Origin of the sequence: Phenylobacterium sp. (assembly GCF_035539035.1) — a bacterium.
GTDB lineage: Bacteria > Pseudomonadota > Alphaproteobacteria > Caulobacterales > Caulobacteraceae > Phenylobacterium.
On record NZ_DATLJI010000012.1, the window covers coordinates 110,926 to 126,356 of the forward strand.

The 15,431-nt window shown below is 64.6% G+C and carries 13 protein-coding genes and 1 pseudogene; 8 read left to right on the plus strand and 6 right to left on the minus strand.

All coding sequences use genetic code 11. From position 1 onward, the window contains the following. Positions 1-47 precede the first annotated feature (47 nt). Positions 48-485, minus strand: coding sequence for a hypothetical protein (locus tag VM685_RS05825; RefSeq protein ID WP_325459180.1), 438 nt, complete (start codon positions 483-485; stop codon positions 48-50). 333 nt (positions 486-818) lie between these two features. Between VM685_RS05825 and VM685_RS05830 the strand changes: the two genes are divergently transcribed. Both VM685_RS05830 and VM685_RS05835 read left to right on the plus strand, forming a co-directional pair. Next, positions 819-1,709: a manganese catalase family protein gene (locus VM685_RS05830; protein WP_325459181.1), complete on the plus strand. Its 891-nt coding sequence runs from the start codon at positions 819-821 to the stop codon at positions 1,707-1,709. A gap of 14 nt (positions 1,710-1,723) precedes the next feature. Beyond that, positions 1,724-1,894 (plus strand): annotated as a pseudogene (locus VM685_RS05835) (DUF2061 domain-containing protein); the annotation flags it as partial. Between the two features lie 103 nt (positions 1,895-1,997). Here VM685_RS05835 and minE read toward each other — a convergent pair. Genes minE through VM685_RS05855 form a run of 4 tightly spaced genes read right to left on the minus strand, consistent with a single transcriptional unit; the run spans position 1,998 to position 4,026 of the window. Further along, positions 1,998-2,258, minus strand: a complete 261-nt coding sequence (minE, locus tag VM685_RS05840) for a cell division topological specificity factor MinE (protein ID WP_325459182.1) — start codon at positions 2,256-2,258, stop codon at positions 1,998-2,000. Beyond that, on the minus strand, positions 2,255-3,076 hold the full coding sequence (minD, locus tag VM685_RS05845; protein WP_325459183.1) for a septum site-determining protein MinD: 822 nt from the start codon (positions 3,074-3,076) through the stop codon (positions 2,255-2,257). The genes minE and minD overlap by 4 nt, the downstream gene beginning before the upstream one ends. 39 nt (positions 3,077-3,115) lie before the next feature. Then, complete coding sequence (minC, locus tag VM685_RS05850; RefSeq protein ID WP_325459184.1) at positions 3,116-3,844, minus strand: septum site-determining protein MinC; 729 nt, start codon at positions 3,842-3,844, stop codon at positions 3,116-3,118. Further along, entirely contained in the window at positions 3,823-4,026 is a 204-nt protein-coding gene (locus tag VM685_RS05855) for a hypothetical protein (RefSeq protein WP_325459185.1), read from the minus strand. The genes minC and VM685_RS05855 overlap by 22 nt, the downstream gene beginning before the upstream one ends. A 420-nt stretch (positions 4,027-4,446) precedes the next feature. Between VM685_RS05855 and VM685_RS05860 the strand changes: the two genes are divergently transcribed. Both VM685_RS05860 and VM685_RS05865 read left to right on the plus strand, forming a co-directional pair. After that, the gene (locus tag VM685_RS05860) at positions 4,447-5,733 is read left to right on the plus strand and encodes a site-specific integrase (protein WP_325459186.1); all 1,287 of its coding nucleotides are present in this window, start codon (positions 4,447-4,449) and stop codon (positions 5,731-5,733) included. 115 nt (positions 5,734-5,848) lie between these two features. Next, positions 5,849-7,105 carry a hypothetical protein gene (locus tag VM685_RS05865; RefSeq protein WP_325459187.1) on the plus strand — a complete coding sequence of 419 codons (1,257 nt, stop codon included), beginning with the start codon at positions 5,849-5,851 and terminating at the stop codon, positions 7,103-7,105. A 1,026-nt stretch (positions 7,106-8,131) separates the two neighbouring features. Here the strand turns inward: VM685_RS05865 and VM685_RS05870 are convergent. Beyond that, positions 8,132-8,653, minus strand: a complete 522-nt coding sequence (locus VM685_RS05870) for an RNA polymerase sigma factor (RefSeq protein WP_325459188.1) — start codon at positions 8,651-8,653, stop codon at positions 8,132-8,134. Positions 8,654-8,769: 116 nt separating this feature from the next. On the opposite strand from VM685_RS05870, the gene VM685_RS05875 reads away from it, so the two are divergent. The 4 genes from VM685_RS05875 (at position 8,770) to VM685_RS05890 (ending at position 15,428) form a co-directional block, all read left to right on the plus strand. Then, positions 8,770-8,994 carry a helix-turn-helix transcriptional regulator gene (locus VM685_RS05875; RefSeq protein WP_325459189.1) on the plus strand — a complete coding sequence of 75 codons (225 nt, stop codon included), beginning with the start codon at positions 8,770-8,772 and terminating at the stop codon, positions 8,992-8,994. Between the two features lie 362 nt (positions 8,995-9,356). Then, positions 9,357-10,163 carry a hypothetical protein gene (locus VM685_RS05880; protein WP_325459190.1) on the plus strand — a complete coding sequence of 269 codons (807 nt, stop codon included), beginning with the start codon at positions 9,357-9,359 and terminating at the stop codon, positions 10,161-10,163. Positions 10,164-10,198: 35 nt separating this feature from the next. Beyond that, on the plus strand, positions 10,199-11,002 hold the full coding sequence (locus VM685_RS05885) for a hypothetical protein (RefSeq protein WP_325459191.1): 804 nt from the start codon (positions 10,199-10,201) through the stop codon (positions 11,000-11,002). Between the two features lie 112 nt (positions 11,003-11,114). Continuing rightward, entirely contained in the window at positions 11,115-15,428 is a 4,314-nt protein-coding gene (locus tag VM685_RS05890) for a hypothetical protein (RefSeq protein ID WP_325459192.1), read from the plus strand. Positions 15,429-15,431: the final 3 nt, after the last annotated feature.

Below are 15,431 nucleotides of genomic sequence, written 5' to 3' on the forward strand. Positions count from 1 at the left end.
AAGGAGGGCTTCTGGGGTCCCGCCCCGGCCGGCCGGCGACCGGCCGCTCAGTAGAAGGTCAGGTCGTTGGACGTGAAGCCGGTGAAGCCCACCAGCACCAGGCCGTCGCCCTGGCCGAAGTCGATCAGGGTGTCGCCGTCCCGCACCTCGACCGTGTAGTCGGTGGTGCCGGAGCTCTTCACCATGATCCGGTCCCCCTGGTCGCTGTGGTAGTCGTAGATGATCTCCCAGCCGCTGTTCGCGCCGACGATGAAGTAGTCGCCGCCGAGGCCGCCGGTCAGGTAGTCGGTGCCGGTGCCGCCCTGCAGCGTGTCGTCGCCATCCCCGCCGTCGAGGATGTCGGTGCCGTGCACGCCGTCCGCGCGGTCGTCGCCCCCATTGGCGTAGATGGTGTCATCGGACGAATAGCCCGTCAGCCATTCCCCCTGGTCGGTCCCATAGAGCGTGTGCTTCCAGTCCCCTTGCTTGGGTTCCCACTTGGCCATTTCCTCATCCCGTCATCAAAGAAGTCCCTCCGTGGGCTGAGACTTTTTGAACACACGGTTTGTTCCGGCGGGCCAGCGGGCGACCATCACGACTGGGTGAGCGCCGGCACGGCGCGAGCCACGCCGCCCCGCCGGCCGGCCCCCCAAGACTCCGAGGCGACGCTTTACTCAAATTAGGGCGACCCGCACGTCACTTGTCGGCCGAAACGCAAGTCTAATTTCAGGATAGCCGCAGACGAACACCTGGACCGTGGGAACCTAGATCTTTCGCGAGGGTTCGAAGATCAACGCGCCGGCGGCGCCCGGCCCCTCCAGAAAGCTTTCCTCATGTTCATGCACAATAAAAGACTGCAATACACCGTGCGCGTCTCGGAACCCAATCCGGTGCTCGCAAGCCTGCTGCTGGAGCAGTTCGGCGGGCCCGACGGCGAGCTCGCGGCCGCGATGCGCTACTTCACCCAGGGCCTTGCGGAGGACGATCCCGGCCGCAAGGACCTGCTGCTCGACATTGCCACGGAGGAGTTGAGCCACCTCGAGGTGATCGGCTCCATCGTCGCCATGCTCAACAAGGGCGCCAAGGGCCAGCTCGCCGAAGCGGCCATGAGCGAGGCCGAGCTCTATCTGTCGCTGACCAAGGGCGGCGACAGCCACACCCAGGCGATCCTCTACGGCGGCGGCCCTGCGCTGACCAACTCCTCGGGCGTGCCGTGGACGGCCGCCTATGTGGACAGCCGCGGCGACCCGACCTGCGACCTGCGCTCGAACATCGCCGCCGAGAGCCGCGCGAAGATCATCTACGAGCGGCTGATCAACATCACCGACGATCCCGGAATCAAGGACGCGCTCGGCTTCCTGATGACCCGCGAGGTCGCCCACCAGAAGTCCTTCGAGAAGGCGCTCTACGCCATCGAGCCCAACTTCCCGCCCGGCAAGCTGCCCGGGAAGCCGGAGTTCACCGACGTCTATTACGACATGTCGCAGGGCGACGGTGACATGAACGGTCCGTGGAACGCGGGCGAGAACTGGGAGGTCGTCAGCGAGCGCGAAGACCAGGCCGCGGTCGACGGCGGCGACGGCACGGCGTCGGTCAAGCTTCCCACGGCGGACGCCAAGGTGCTCGCCAAGCTGGCGGCGCGGACGGAGTCGGCGCCCGACGTGGATCCGATCACCGGCGCGGACCTGGGCGCGGGCCCCGGCGCCGGCGCCACCACGCCGGTCGGCTAGCGGGGGCGAAGGCGATGAACAGGACGCTGGCCAAGACGTGCACCTACTCGCTCATGCACCTCACCGTGGCGATCATCGTCGCCTTCGCGCTCACCCGCGACTGGCGGATCGCGCTGGCCGTGGGCCTGGTCGAGCCGATCGTCCAGACCTTCGCCTTCGCCATCCACGAGCGGCTGTGGTCCCGCCAGGGGCCGCACCGTTCCTGGCTCGCGGGGTGCGGCCATGCTCGCGCCCCGGCGCCCGGACCGGGCCAAGCGGCGCTGCCCTAGGGCGGGCGCGGCGGCCGCGCTAGCCGGCGGGGATGGCCGCCTCCGGAAGCTCGATGTCGATCTCCAGCGTCGAGACCTGCCGACCGCGGTCGAGGCGCACCGTGACCTTGTCGCGGTCGATGGGCACGTGACGGCCGATGACCTCGAGGATCTCCCGCTCCAGGACGGCGGCCAGGTCCCTACGGCTGGCGAAGGTGCGCTCGTGCGCGAGCAGGACCTGAAGCCGGTCGCGCGCCACCGGCGCCGAGCGGCTGCGGTTGAAGAAGTTGAGGATGCTCATGCGGTAGCCGCCTTGCGCCCGAACAGGCGCCCGATGAGGCTCCGCCGCTCGGTCGGCGTGCGGATCGCGACCGCCTCGCCCATCAGCCGGCGCGCGGCGTCGGCGTACGCCCGCGCCACGGGCGAGGCGGGATTGTGCAGGGTGACGGGGGAGCCGACGTTGGAGGCGGTCAGCACGTCCGCGCTCTCCTGAACGATGCCGAGCAGCGGGATGGCGAGGATCTCCAGGACATCCTCCACCTTCAGCATCTCGCCACGCGCCGCGCGGGCCGCGTCGTAGCGGGTCAGGAGGAGGTGCTTCTCCACCCGCTCGCCGTGCTCGGCGCGCCGGGTCTTCGAATCCAGCAGGCCGATGATCCGGTCGGAGTCGCGCACCGAGGACACCTCGGGATTGGCCACCACCACGGCGACGTCGGCGAACCGCATCGCCAGGGTGGCGCCCTTCTCGATCCCCGCGGGGCTGTCGCAGAGAACCCAGTCGAACCGCTCCCGCAGCTCGGCGATCACGGTTTCGATCCCCGCCTCGGTGAGCGCGTCCTTGTCCCGCGTCTGGGACGCCGGCAGCAGCCACAGGTTCTCGAGCCGCTTGTCGCGGATGAGCGCCTGGTTGAGCTTCGCGTCGCCCTGCACGACGTTGACCAGGTCGAAGATCACCCGGCGCTCGGCGCCCATGACAAGGTCGAGATTCCGCAGGCCGACGTCGAAGTCGACCACGACGACGCTCTGGCCGGCCTGGGCCAGGGCGGCGCCGAGCGCGGCCGAGGACGTCGTCTTGCCGACGCCGCCCTTTCCCGACGTGACCACGATAACTTTGGACATCAGACGCACTCCTTCTCGCCGCCGGGCGAGATCCGATCTTCAAGCCAGCGGGCTCAGCCTCAGGGTCCCGCGGTCGCACAGGACCTGGGCGGGCCGGCCCTGCAACCCGGCGCCCCAGTGCTCGGCGGTCCGGTAGAGCCGGTCGATCCCGACCAGCTCGGCCTCCAGCCGGCTGCAGAAGATGCGGCATCCGGGGCCGGAGCGCAGGCCGGCGATGGCCCGGCCGCGGAGCGGGCCGTAGACATGGATCGAGCCGCCGGCGAGCACCTCGGCGCCGGACGCGACGGCCCCGAGGACAGTGACGTCGCCGGCGTCGAAGACGATCGACTGCCCGGAGCGCACCGGGCGGTCGACGAGCAGCGAAGGGGCGGCCGGCGTGGCGGCCGGCTCGGGCTCCGGCGCGAGGTCGCGCCCAGCGAGCCCCACCGCGAGCCCCACCGCGAGCCTGGCCCACGGCGTGCCGAACAGCACGCCTGCCTCGACGCCCTCCACCCCGACCAGCCGCAGGCGACGCGCCTCCAGCCCCTCCAGGATGATCGGAACGTTGGCCGGGCCGTCGTCGGCGACGGCCTCCGCGAGATCGGCCACCACCGGACGGCTCCCGAAGAAGCCGGGCGCGCGGGCGAGCTCCCGGTCGAGGGCCGCGAACCAGTCGCCCATCGGAAAGCGCGGCGTGACCACCAGCGCCATGAAGCTGCGGTTGAGGAAGCGGATCTTGGGGAGGGGGCGGACCTGGGCGGCGGCCTTCATCGGTCCGACGCCAGCCATTCGGTGATGAAGGCGTGGGTCTTCCTCACCAGGCGCGCCGGCCCGGAGAAGTGGAACTCGCTGCCGAACCACCGGCGCTTCTCGACCCAGCGGAGCGGGCCCGTATCCTCGGTCGTGAGGACCGACCGCAGCCTGGCCCGCTTGGACCTCGGCACGAAGGAGACGTAGGTCAGATTGCTCATGGCGGCCCCCGTGCGGCGTCCGAGAAGCCGATCAGCCGGTGAGTCTGAGGCGCTGAAGCGGACAAATCAGGGCTGTTCCATGGCAGCCCACAGGCGCGATGCGGCCGTGAGGGCGCGCGGCCCGGCCCGCCTGGGGACGGCCTGGCCGCGAAACACGTGAAGAGGGGAAGAAGTGGTGCCGCCTAGGTGACTCGAACACCTGACCTACGCATTACGAACGGCCCCAGGGTACCTTTTCTTCGATATCCGAAAGCGCGCCAAAACACGCCTTAGCCATTGATGTGCTTGTGCTTTTGTCGCTCACGAGCACGCTAGGCCGCGACGCCGATTTCGCGTCATTTGCTTCCCATATGCTTCCCAGCGCCCCGCCAGGGTGGCTGGGAAGCAGCTGCGTCTACTCCTGGGAAGCAGGAGTGCGGAATGCCGAAGATCACTAAGCGGGTTGTCGATGCGCTGAAGCCGCAGGAGGGGCGCGACCTCTTCCTCTGGGACGAAGAGCTGCGCGGGTTTGGGGTGCGGGTGCGCAGCGGCTCAAAGACCTATCTGGTCCAGTATCGCAACGCCGATGGCCTCACCCGCCGCATGGCGCTCGGCAAGCACGGGGTCATCGCACCCGACCAGGCGCGGAAGCTTGCGCTCAAGGAGCTCGGGGCGGTGGCGGGCGGCGCCGATCCGGCAGGCGATCGGAAGCGCATCCGCGCGGGCAAGACGGTCGCCGAGATCTGCGACTGGTACCTTGAGGAAGCGAGCTCGGGTCGCCTGCTGGGGCGCAGCCGGCGACCGATAAAGCCCTCCACACTCAAGAACGACCGCACCCGCATCGAGCGTCACATCCGCCCGCTCTTGGGCGGACGCGCGGTGCGCACGCTCACGCTTGGGGACGTCGAGCGGATGCAGGCGCAGATCGCTACAGGCTCCACCAGGGCGACCAAGAAGCGGAAGGGGCGTGGAGCCAACACCAAGGGCGGCGAAGGGGTCGCAGGCCGTACCGTCGCGACACTCCGCACGGTCCTGGGTCACGCCAGGCGGTGGGAGTTGATCGACCGGAACCCGGCCCTAGGCGTCCGCCAGATCGCGAGCCAGAAGCGCACGCGGCGGCTCTCGGAAGAGGAGATCGCCGCGCTCGGCGCGGCGATGCGGGAGGCGGAGAGGCTGGGTGAGAGCCCCGTCGCCCTGGCAGCGGTGACGCTGATGCTGATGACGGGCTTTCGGCGGGGTGAAGCGCTCGGCCTGCAATTTGCCTGGGTGTCCGCTGACTCGGTGCGCTTCCCCGACACGAAGACGGGACCTCAGACAAGGCCCATCGGGCGGGCGGCGCGGGCGCTGATCGAGTCGCAGCGGCGGCGGGAGGGGCAGGTGTTCGTTTTCCCCAGCGACCGCGCGGAGACGCATTTCGTGGCTGCGGATAAGACGATCGCGCGCCTGTGCGCCTTAGCCAGGATCGAGGGCGTCACCCTTCACACCCTCAGGCACACCTTCGCCAGCGTGGCCGCCGACATGGGCTATTCGGAGCTCACAATCGCTGGGCTTCTGGGCCATGCATCGATGGGCGTGACCCAACGCTATGTGCACCTCGACAAGGCGCTCATCGGTGCGGCTGGCGAGGTCAGCGCTCAGATTATGGGCCTGCTGCACGATGGCTTGAGCGCCGGCAACGGAGCTACTCCAAAGATTAGAAGTGATGGATGCCCACAGCGGACCTGCTGATGTGGGAAGGCGCTCCGCCAAGGATCTAAATAGAACGTCGGCAGTGGGCGTGACGCGGGGTTGACTACGCGCGCTCCGTGCACTGCCATTAGCAAGCAACCTGGGGAGGGGGCGAATGGCTGACGCAACAAGTATTTTGAACGAGATTGCAGGGGGGCTGGACGGCTTAGCGAATACCGTTATCCAACAGTCCGGCGACGACCGGGCGTACATGGAATGGACCGGTGTCTGGCACAATCCAGCGGGCAGCCGGCATGACCTCCATGACATCATCACTCGAGCGAAAGAGCTTGCACAGAAAGTAGCATCGGACGGTGGCGAAATCGGCGACGCCGACTTGCAACGAATCTCGCAGATTCCGTCGCGGATCGGCTTCATTGCGAGCCAGGTCCTGGCCCATCTTAACGGAGGCAACTCTTTCCATGCCTATTTTGTAGTGGAGACGCTCGCTGAATCTATTCATCTGATCCTAGACAAGTACGTCGCACCCCCCTTCGATGTCCAGGCGCTCAAGGACAAGAAGATCTTGCCCGCGCCGCAGCTCCAGCAGCTGCGGAACATCGAAGCGGGCATCCAGCAGCTCGGCGTCGAGAGCGCGGAGCTGGCGAAGAAAGTCACCTCAATCAACGAAGCGCACGCGATAGCCGAGGCACTGCCGGCCGACATTCGCACACTGGAAGATGCTCGCGAGCGCTATCAGCACGCCAAGGCTGAGCTAGAGAAGATCACAGAGAATGCACAAAATGCGGAGGCCGAGATTGAGGCGGCCAAGAGACGTCTAATCGAGGCAGACGGCGAGGCGCAAAAAATCATCAAGCGTGCGAACGACGCGTTTAGCGCCGCCACAACCATCGGACTCGGCAAGGCATTCGCCGAGAGAGCAAATGGCCTTAACTCCAGTACGATCATCTTGGCAGTTTTGTTGGTGCTTGCACTTGGCGCGGGGGGTTGGATTACTTTCCTGCGCGTCGAATACGTCCACCGCCTCATGGAGAAGCCGGACATCGATTTTCGGGTGCTGTGGCTGAACGTGACGCTCACTGCCTTGAGCATATCGGCGCCGGTGTGGGCGGCATGGCTAATAACGCGACAAATCGGACAGCGGTTTAGGCTCGCGGAAGATTACGGATTCAAGGCGAGCGTTGCGAAGGCCTATGAAGGCTACCGGGCTCAGGCGGCCTACATTGACCCCGAAGCCCAGAAGAAGCTGTTCTCAATCGCGTTGGACCGGCTGGCAGAGGCACCGCTTCGGCTCGTTGAAAAGGATAGCCCCGGATCACCAGTGCATGAGGGAGGCCGGGGAGCAATGGGCTGGCTGTTCGGCGGCGGGGGCGGCCCTAAGCAGCCTCCGGCGGAGAAGGTCGACGCCTAAGCGGTCGCGTTGACCCCCGCAGCCTCCCAGATGTTAAGCTGAGCCGTGGCAAACCAACGACCTTCTTGGAGCGGATTGGTCCAGGGTTTGGGCCCGGTGGCTCGGATGAAGTTCGGGCCGGGGACCAACGGACGCATCGGCACCGTCGTCATCGCTCTCGCCATCATCTGTGGGATTGTGGCGCTCCCGCTGGCTTTCCGGGAGCCGCCTCTCGCGCTTGTCGCCCTCGGAATGGCAATCGTGCTGGCGCTCAGTTATTTGGGCGCCGCTTACTGGTACGCCGACCGCCACCCAGAATTGTCGGCAATGGATAGTGTCCATGTCGCCAAAGTGCTGATCGACGGGGCCATGCGGGCTCCGCCCGGAAGTCAGATTGACGCTGTACAAGCGACTTACATCGACGTCCGACCTGTGCCCAACCCGGCCGCCCCCCCTGAGCCTGAAGGGGGACACGATGCATAGGTACGCCCACATTACGGTGATCTACTCCAGCGACATGACCCATCCGACGGCCCTGGAACCTGCGATCACCGCCGTCGCCACCGACTGGATCCGCTACACGCCAAACACATGGGTCCTCTGGTCAGACAAGCCGCTAGGAGTCATCACGGGGCAATTGCGGTCCCACCTCCTTGCGGCCGATCACGTGCTCGCAGTGGGGCTAAACCCCTACGATATACCGGCCGGATTCATGCCGCAGTGGGTGTGGGATTGGTTCAATCGGGCACGCGATCCCCAGACGGGCCAAGTGAATTGGCCACCTCCACCCTTGCCCCCGCCCGGGCCGGCCACACGCAATATTTTCGCCAACGCGCTGGTGCCACACGCTCCGATCACCATGACGAGCAACCCCCTGACGGACTTGAGCAAGAAGTAGCGTGGCCTGCTGCCTCGGCGACGGAACCGTCGCCAGCGGGTTAGAGACGATCATAACTCCGCTGTCTCGCTAGTCAGTACGCCGGCCAGCGGGTCGCCCTTGCCAGGTGTCTTGTCTCACACCCGAGAGCAGCCACTCTCAAGCTCAACTCAGAAGCCGTCCTGCGTCGCCAGCGCTTTTGCGCAGAGCTTCAGGGCTTTGGACATGCGCCATTCGATTGTTTTCAACGCCACACCTTCCCGTGCGGCGATTTCCTCGTATGTGAGCCCCGCGCCCCTGCTCAGAAGGAACGTTTCTCTGAGCTGCACGGGAAGGCCGAGAATGACCTGCTTGAGCAGCAGAAGCTCGGCCTGAGCGGCTTCGTCCACAACGTCCGGCGTGCCGCATGAGGTCATCGACACATTGCTGCGTACCGCGCGCCGCCTCTCCTGGTCGATCGCGACCCTTGTAGCGACCTGCATGAGGAAGGCCTTGGGATTGCGGACAGCAACGCCCTGTGAGGCGGCGACGCGGGCGTAGGTCTCCTGCACGAGGTCCTCTGCCTGGTCGCGCCCAAACCGGTGCCGAACAGCTCGCATCAGCCAGTTGAAGTGGCGACGGTAGAGCAGCTCGAGGGAAAGGGATCCGCTCTCGCTGACAGAGGGGGCTTGTTCGGGCTTGAGGCCTGTCATTTGGCCGTCTCAGCTCACGTCGAAAGGCGGCCCCACAGGCGACGATCGCGACGGAGCGGCTGGATATATACTATAGTGGATAAACCTCGCAGTGTGTAGCTTGCCAGCTTGGCCGCATGGACATGCGGAAGCTGGTGGGCAGGAACGTCAGGCGCATTCGCCTCGCCCGCGGCCTCACGCAGGAGCGCTTCTCCGAACTTTCGGGCTTCACGCAGCACTACATCAGCGGCCTAGAGCGAGGGCGTCGGAACCCGACCGTCGTGTCACTGTACGAACTCGCCCAGGCGCTGGGAGTCACCCCCGTCGAGCTGATCACTCCCGACGATCTGGAGGATCGCTAGGAGGTTTTCGCTCGCCGCGCGAGCGTGCCGGCCGGCTCTGCGAGCGCGTCAAGGCCGGCTTCGCCGCCGCTTTCGCGGTGCGGCCTGGCGGCCGCAGCCCTGACCCGCTCCCGCCGGCCGGCCTGCGCTCGGCGTGTCGCGAAAGCCTTTTCCCCTTCGTGAACGAAGCGGCGTGTCAGGGGATGGTCCCGCGATCGCCGTTGATGCGGCTGGCGTTTTCGTCCGGCGCGGGACCATGGCTGCCCGCTAGGTCCCGCGAAATCCCCAGCACCTACAAGCGCCAAGGACCACCAGGTCCCGCGCCTTTTATCTTGCACTCGATCCTTTCGTTCAGGCGCAATCTACCACCGTCAGCTTTTCCCATGGATGCGCAACTGGACACGACAACGTCGAGGCAGCCGGTCTACGTGGACGAAAGTATCCACGATCGAGCCGGTTTCATTCTGACCGCCTTGGTGATCCCCGCTGCGCCCGTGCATGAGTCGGTGGATGCCGCACTGACGCGAGCCGGGCTCGCGCCAGGATCGGATGAATTCAAGAGCTCGGCCTCTATGGCCGGGCAACCACATCTGCAGCAGCTGCGCTCCGACCTCCTCCACGTGCTGCTCAACGCCGGCAGTAAGGTTGCACTAGTGATTTCCGACCGATCGGAACGTCACCTGATCGTTGATCATGTCGGTCTCCTTCTGGACGCAATGATTGTCCGCGGTCGCTTTGATAATCGTCCCTTGGACGTTTTTCTCGACCGCGGCATCGCCGCGCCTGGAACAGTCGGACGCTGGCGACAGCATCAGTCGCTACGGCGCGCCAAGCTTAGCCCCGGACAGGATTCAAGGGCGGTCCGGGGAATTCAGTTGGCAGACATGTGCGCGCATAACGCCGCTACAATCCTGCTCTCGGACCTGGGGATAGTTAGGCGCACGGTATTGGCTGGCGAGGGCTCGCCGTTCGACCCTGACGAGGAACTCGAACTGGAGTGGACGCTGTGGGCCTCGCTCCGGCACTGCTTTACGTCGGACGAGCGGGCCTATCCGGGCGATAGTCGTGAGCCAACTGAGTTCACTGAGTTTGACGCCTTCGGGCTATTTGTGAGCGATCTATGCGCGCCTAAGGTAAAGCGCGCCGCTCTGGATCGGTTCGCCCACGTCTATATGGGCTGCATCTTCTGATGCGCGCACCGGAATATCTTCGTAGGAGAGCCGGAATGATTCTCGGGGAGCACGAACTACTCTTCGGATCCGTACCTTATGAGAATCGTCTTTGCGTTTACTTCGATATCCTCGGGTGGCGTTCGCACATCGAAGAGGCGGGGAGCGATCCAAGGCGAATTGCCCGACTGAGAGCAGCGCTTGCGAACTTCTCAGCCTTCGCACAGCCAAGCGGTTCACAGGGTCACGCCGGCCGCATTTCCACTTTCTCGGACAACGTCATTCTCTCCATTGGCTGGGAGCCCAGCATCTATGCCTCATGGACAGAGGGCCTAGCCCAGCTGGTGTTCGGCTCAGCGCTTCAAGGGTTTTTTCTCAGGGGCGCGGTTACAACAGGCTTGCTCCATCACTCGGAAGCGGGAGTGTTCGGGCCCGCACTGAATAGAGCCTACGAGCTTGAACAAAAGCTCGCCTTCGGCCCCCGAGTCATTCTTGATCCTGAACGGCCGGAACTCATTCGGGAGGACCTGCCGTGGGTGCGCCGCGCCGGCGACGCCGCGATGATTGATCCCTACGTAACCGGCTTCATCGATCGCATCCGACGACGCCCGGTCGATGCAGGTCCCTACCTCGAGACCTACCAAGAGCTCACGGGCGTGGCGGTCGGGACTACACTAGTCGACATCCCAGCCGCCGCTTTGATGGGGTCAATCCTGGAACGACTTTCTGCAGAGCTGCGCCGGCCACTGCCGGCCCGAGCTCAGCAGCAACTTTCGTGGCTCTTCGACCATGTCGCGCAGGCCACTGGCGTCGAAGCGCGGGCGGCGGACCTTGGACTGCCGGAGCCTCTAGCGAACTAAGGCTATGAACACCGCGGCCGCGAGGGGCCGCGCATCGAGCACGCACCCTCTGTCAGCTGTTGAGCTTGGAGCCGTGCCCCTGCTTAGATCGCGCCCAGCCAGAGGCAGTACTGTGATCGATCGCACCTTTCGAGACATCGCCCAGGGTCTCAGCATCTCGGAAGAGGTCCTGAGCTATCCAGAGCGATTTCTGCGGGGCGGCGACCTGGGCTGGAGTGAGTTACTCAGGTCAGAGCGGATACTGATCTATTCGGAAGCCGGCCTGGGCAAGACGTACGAATGTCAGTCGCAGCAGAGGGCTCTCTACCAGTTGGGAGAGCCGGCCTTCTTCGTCGAGCTAGCACAGCTCGCTCGAAGCCCGCTGCAGTTGATGTTGTCACCTGATGAGGAAGTGCGCTTCGAGGCCTGGCTTCAGTCGCCAACCCAACACGCCACATTCTTCTTGGACTCATATGACGAGCTGCGACTGACGCAGGGCTCGTTCAAACAAGCGTTGCTAAATTTGGCTAAGGCAGTGCCCGGCCGCCTCGGACGCGTTCGCCTTGTGCTCACGTCGCGGCCCATTCCGCTGGATGAGCAGCAAATGCGCGAAATCCTGCCTGTACCTCCCCGTGCGGAAGACCGCGGCACAGCCGCGGAGTTCGCTGAGATCGCCATGGGGGAAGCGAAGAGGGCGCAGGAACATGAGGACCAGGCTTGGCGACGCGTTCTGCTCGTGCCTCTCTCCGATGGCCAGATTGCCGAATTCGCTGCGGCTCAGGGGGTCGTCGACGCCGAGCAGATGATCGCGGATTTGCGGCGCCGGAACGCTCTCGACTTCGCTCGTCGGCCTCAGGATTTGATCGAACTCTGTGCCGATTGGCGCGAGCAACGGCGGATCAGAACACACTCCGCTCAGGTCCTCGCGAACATTGAGATCAAGCTGGCTGCGAGGGAAGACCGCGCTGAAAAGGTGCCGCTGTCGCTGGATCAAGCGAAGGAGGGCGCCGCCCGATTGGCGCTGGCCGCCGTACTTTCCCGCAAGCTTACCATTCGGCACAGCGCAGAGGCCGACCGGAATGAGGGCGCCACGCCAGCACTCGACCCTGCGACCATCCTTTCCGATTGGACGGCCCAACAGAGACAGACGCTTCTAGAGCGGCCCCTATTTGGCTTCTCGTCTTACGGGAGGGTCAGGTTCCATCATAGATCAGTAATCGAGTTCCTGGCCGCCCAGCAGCTCAAGCGCCTTAGCGATCGGGGCATGTCGTGGAGCGCAATGAGGCGGCTCCTTTTCGCGACCACTGCCGCCGGCGAACGGGTAGTGAAACCCTCGTTGCGTCCTATTGCGGCATGGCTTGCAGGCCAGGATGAACGTGTATTTGCGGAAGTCCTCGGCCGCGAGCCGGACCTCCTGTTGACCGAAGGCGACCCTGAAGCGCTCTTGCCTGCGCAGCGGAGGCAGGCCCTTTCGGAGTACTTTCGCCGTTTTGGGGCAGGCGGATGGCAGGGCCTGCAAGTTCCCGCGATCCAAATTCACCGCTTCGCGTCAGCAGATCTTGGCGGTGTCATAGCGGTGGCCTGGCGCGCTGGGATCGAGAACCCAGAGGTCAAAGAGGTGGCGCTTGCCTTGATCGGCGCCGGCCAGATCAGCGAGTGCGCTGACCTGGCCTACGACGTCGCGTTGGACAGCGGCTCCTCTGTTTCCGTTCGTATGCACGCGATCGATGCCTTGAGTGACCTCAAGGACGGCCGCCTGGCGGCCCTATCTGAGCGAATGGGCGCCGACCCAATACTTTGGCCGGATCGCTTAGCGCGATGGTCGGCCGTCCGCCTCTTCCCCGAGCACCTCAGCGTAGGAGGTCTCAAGGCCATTTTGGGGAGGGTTGCCGAAAGGCGCTCGGCGCTTGGCGAAATCAGCTGGCAGTTCCCAAGAGCAATAGCCGGCATGCAGAGCGGATCCGCCGATTTTGACCGCCTGCGGTCAGCGCTTTTCGACCTTGTGACCGAGGGACTGCAATGGCGAAAGGAGTGGCCGCCACTTGTAACCATGCGCGGGTTTTTGGTTCCGGCGCTGGCCGCGACCTGCACGCGACAGCTCAAGGAAGGGGTCAGCTCGCCGGACGTGCTTCGGTCCGCGGCTGTGGCCCTACGACTCACCAAACCAGAGCACGGCAACGACGAGCCATCGCGTGAGCTTCGCGAATTGTTGGCGGCATCGTCATCGGAAACGCGGGAGCGCACTTTTTTGGCAGAGGCTGCCCTCCTTGAGGAACTCTCGCCAGCGGCCGATGCTCGAAACCGCCTATTCGAACTTACTCATCGAGGTGCGCTCGCTCTGAACGACCTACAGGATGGCGAGTGGGTTCGCAGGATGCTTTGTCTCAAGGACAAGGACCCCAAGCTCCGGGCACTGCTCCTTGAAGCCGCCCTCGTGGTCCCACCGGCCGGGAGCGAGTGGGCCTCGTACCTGACCTCTCTGAGACCGTTAGTAGCTGATAATGTGGCCTTGAGCGCGGTCATCGATGACCGCAGCAAGCCACCCGCCAGGAACAGAGACGTCGAAAGGTGGGAAGTTCAAGCAGCCAAACAGAAGAGGCAGCGGGAGCGTCGGCAAGCAAAGGCCCGGGCAAGTTGGCTAGCCTTTTGGCGGCAGATCTCTGAGCGGCCTGCTGAGGTATTTGGGGTCGAGCGCGCCGACAACACGGCCTGGAACCTCTGGCGCGCCATGCAGCGAACGGGGAATGAAAGCCGCTCCTCGGGCTGGAACCGAGCTTTTGTAGAAAGCCATTTCGGTTCGCAGGCGGCAGACCGTCTCCGACATACATTGATGGGATATTGGCGCGCAGAACGGCCGACGGTTCGAAGCGAGCGCGCGCCAGAAGAACGCAACACTTACCTCACCAAGTGGCAGCTCGGCCTAGCCGGGATATCGGCAGAAGCGGAAGACCGAAACTGGGCTGCAAAGCTGAGCCCCGATGAGGCGGAGCTCGCCGTCCGTTACGCTCCGGTACAGCTCAACGGTTATCCCGGCTGGCTCGTAGATGTCGCTCGCGCTCACCCAGGAGCGATCACCCGTGTGCTCGGCGCGGAAGTCGCGTGGGAGCTCGCCGAGCCAGCGTCGTCGGCATTTCATGCGTCGACCCTTCAGAACGTCGAGTACGCGGCGACCGAAATAGCCGCTCTATTTGTGCCGGGGCTCCTGAGCTGGCTGCAGCAGGGCGGTTTTGCTGCAAGTCACAACGAGGATGCGTATGCGGCCGCCCTCCGATTAGAGCGGGTCGTCGCCGTTATTCTTCGGCACGGTGACGAGAAGGACAAACAGCAGCTGCTACGGGCGGCGCTAGGTTCACTCGGCGGCGACCACGGCGACCCGTTCCTACGTGTATGGCTTCCAACCGTGATGCGGCTCTCGCCACCTGACGGAGTGGTCGCGCTTGAGCGGCTGCTCGCCTCCGCCCCAATCGAGGTCGAGGGGCCGGGCGTCCAATGGTTCGGCACCCTATTCGGTGATCGCCTGGGTGGGCGGCTCGTCGACCTGAAGCAGGAAACCTTCACGCCGGATCTTCTCTTGCGCCTTGTGAAGTTGGCCTACGAGCATGTCCGCCTCAGGGATGACGTCGACCATGAAGGCTCCTATACGCCCGGGGCCCGCGACCACGCCGAGTGGGGCCGCAATGCCGCGCTTTCAGCCCTGCTGGAAAGACAGGGTTCCCACGCTTGGGCAGCAAAGATCGAGTTGGCCAACGACCCCCTGCTGTCACACATCGGCGACCGCATCATTCGGTTGGCGCGCGAGCGGGCGGCGGAAGAGGTGGACACTGAGGCGGCGAGCGAAGCCGCGATTGTTCAGCTGAATCGGAAGGGCGAGCTTCCGCCGAGTTCTCGTGACGAGATGTTTGAGCTGATGCGCGACCGGCTCGGAGATCTGGAGGACATTCTGCTTCGCGATGACTCTCCAAGGGCGGCGTGGGCCCTTATTCAGGACGAGACTGTGATGCGCCAGATGATCGCGCACGAACTGCGGGGCTTGGCCCGCGGCGCGTATAAAATAGATCAGGAGGCTGTGACCGCCGACAATAAGGAGACTGATATCCGCCTCCTTTCTGTCCGGTCGGACCATCAAGCCGTCATCGAACTTAAGGTCGGCGAGAAGGATAGGTCGGCCAACGAGCTCAGGGTCGCACTGCATGATCAGCTCGTCAGGAAGTACATGGGCCCCGAATCCAGCAGAGCTGGATGCCTGCTGATCACGGTGGCCTCCGAGCGGCGTTGGCGACATCCCGAAACCAACGATGAGATGGATTTCGTCGGCCTCATTCAGATGCTCAATGAAGAGGCGCGGAGCATTGTTGAGCGTATGGGTGGTGAGCTACGGCTCATGGTGAAGGGCCTCGACCTGCGTCCGAGGCTGCCTACCGAAAAAGAAGCGAAGAAGCGCTCTTAGCGG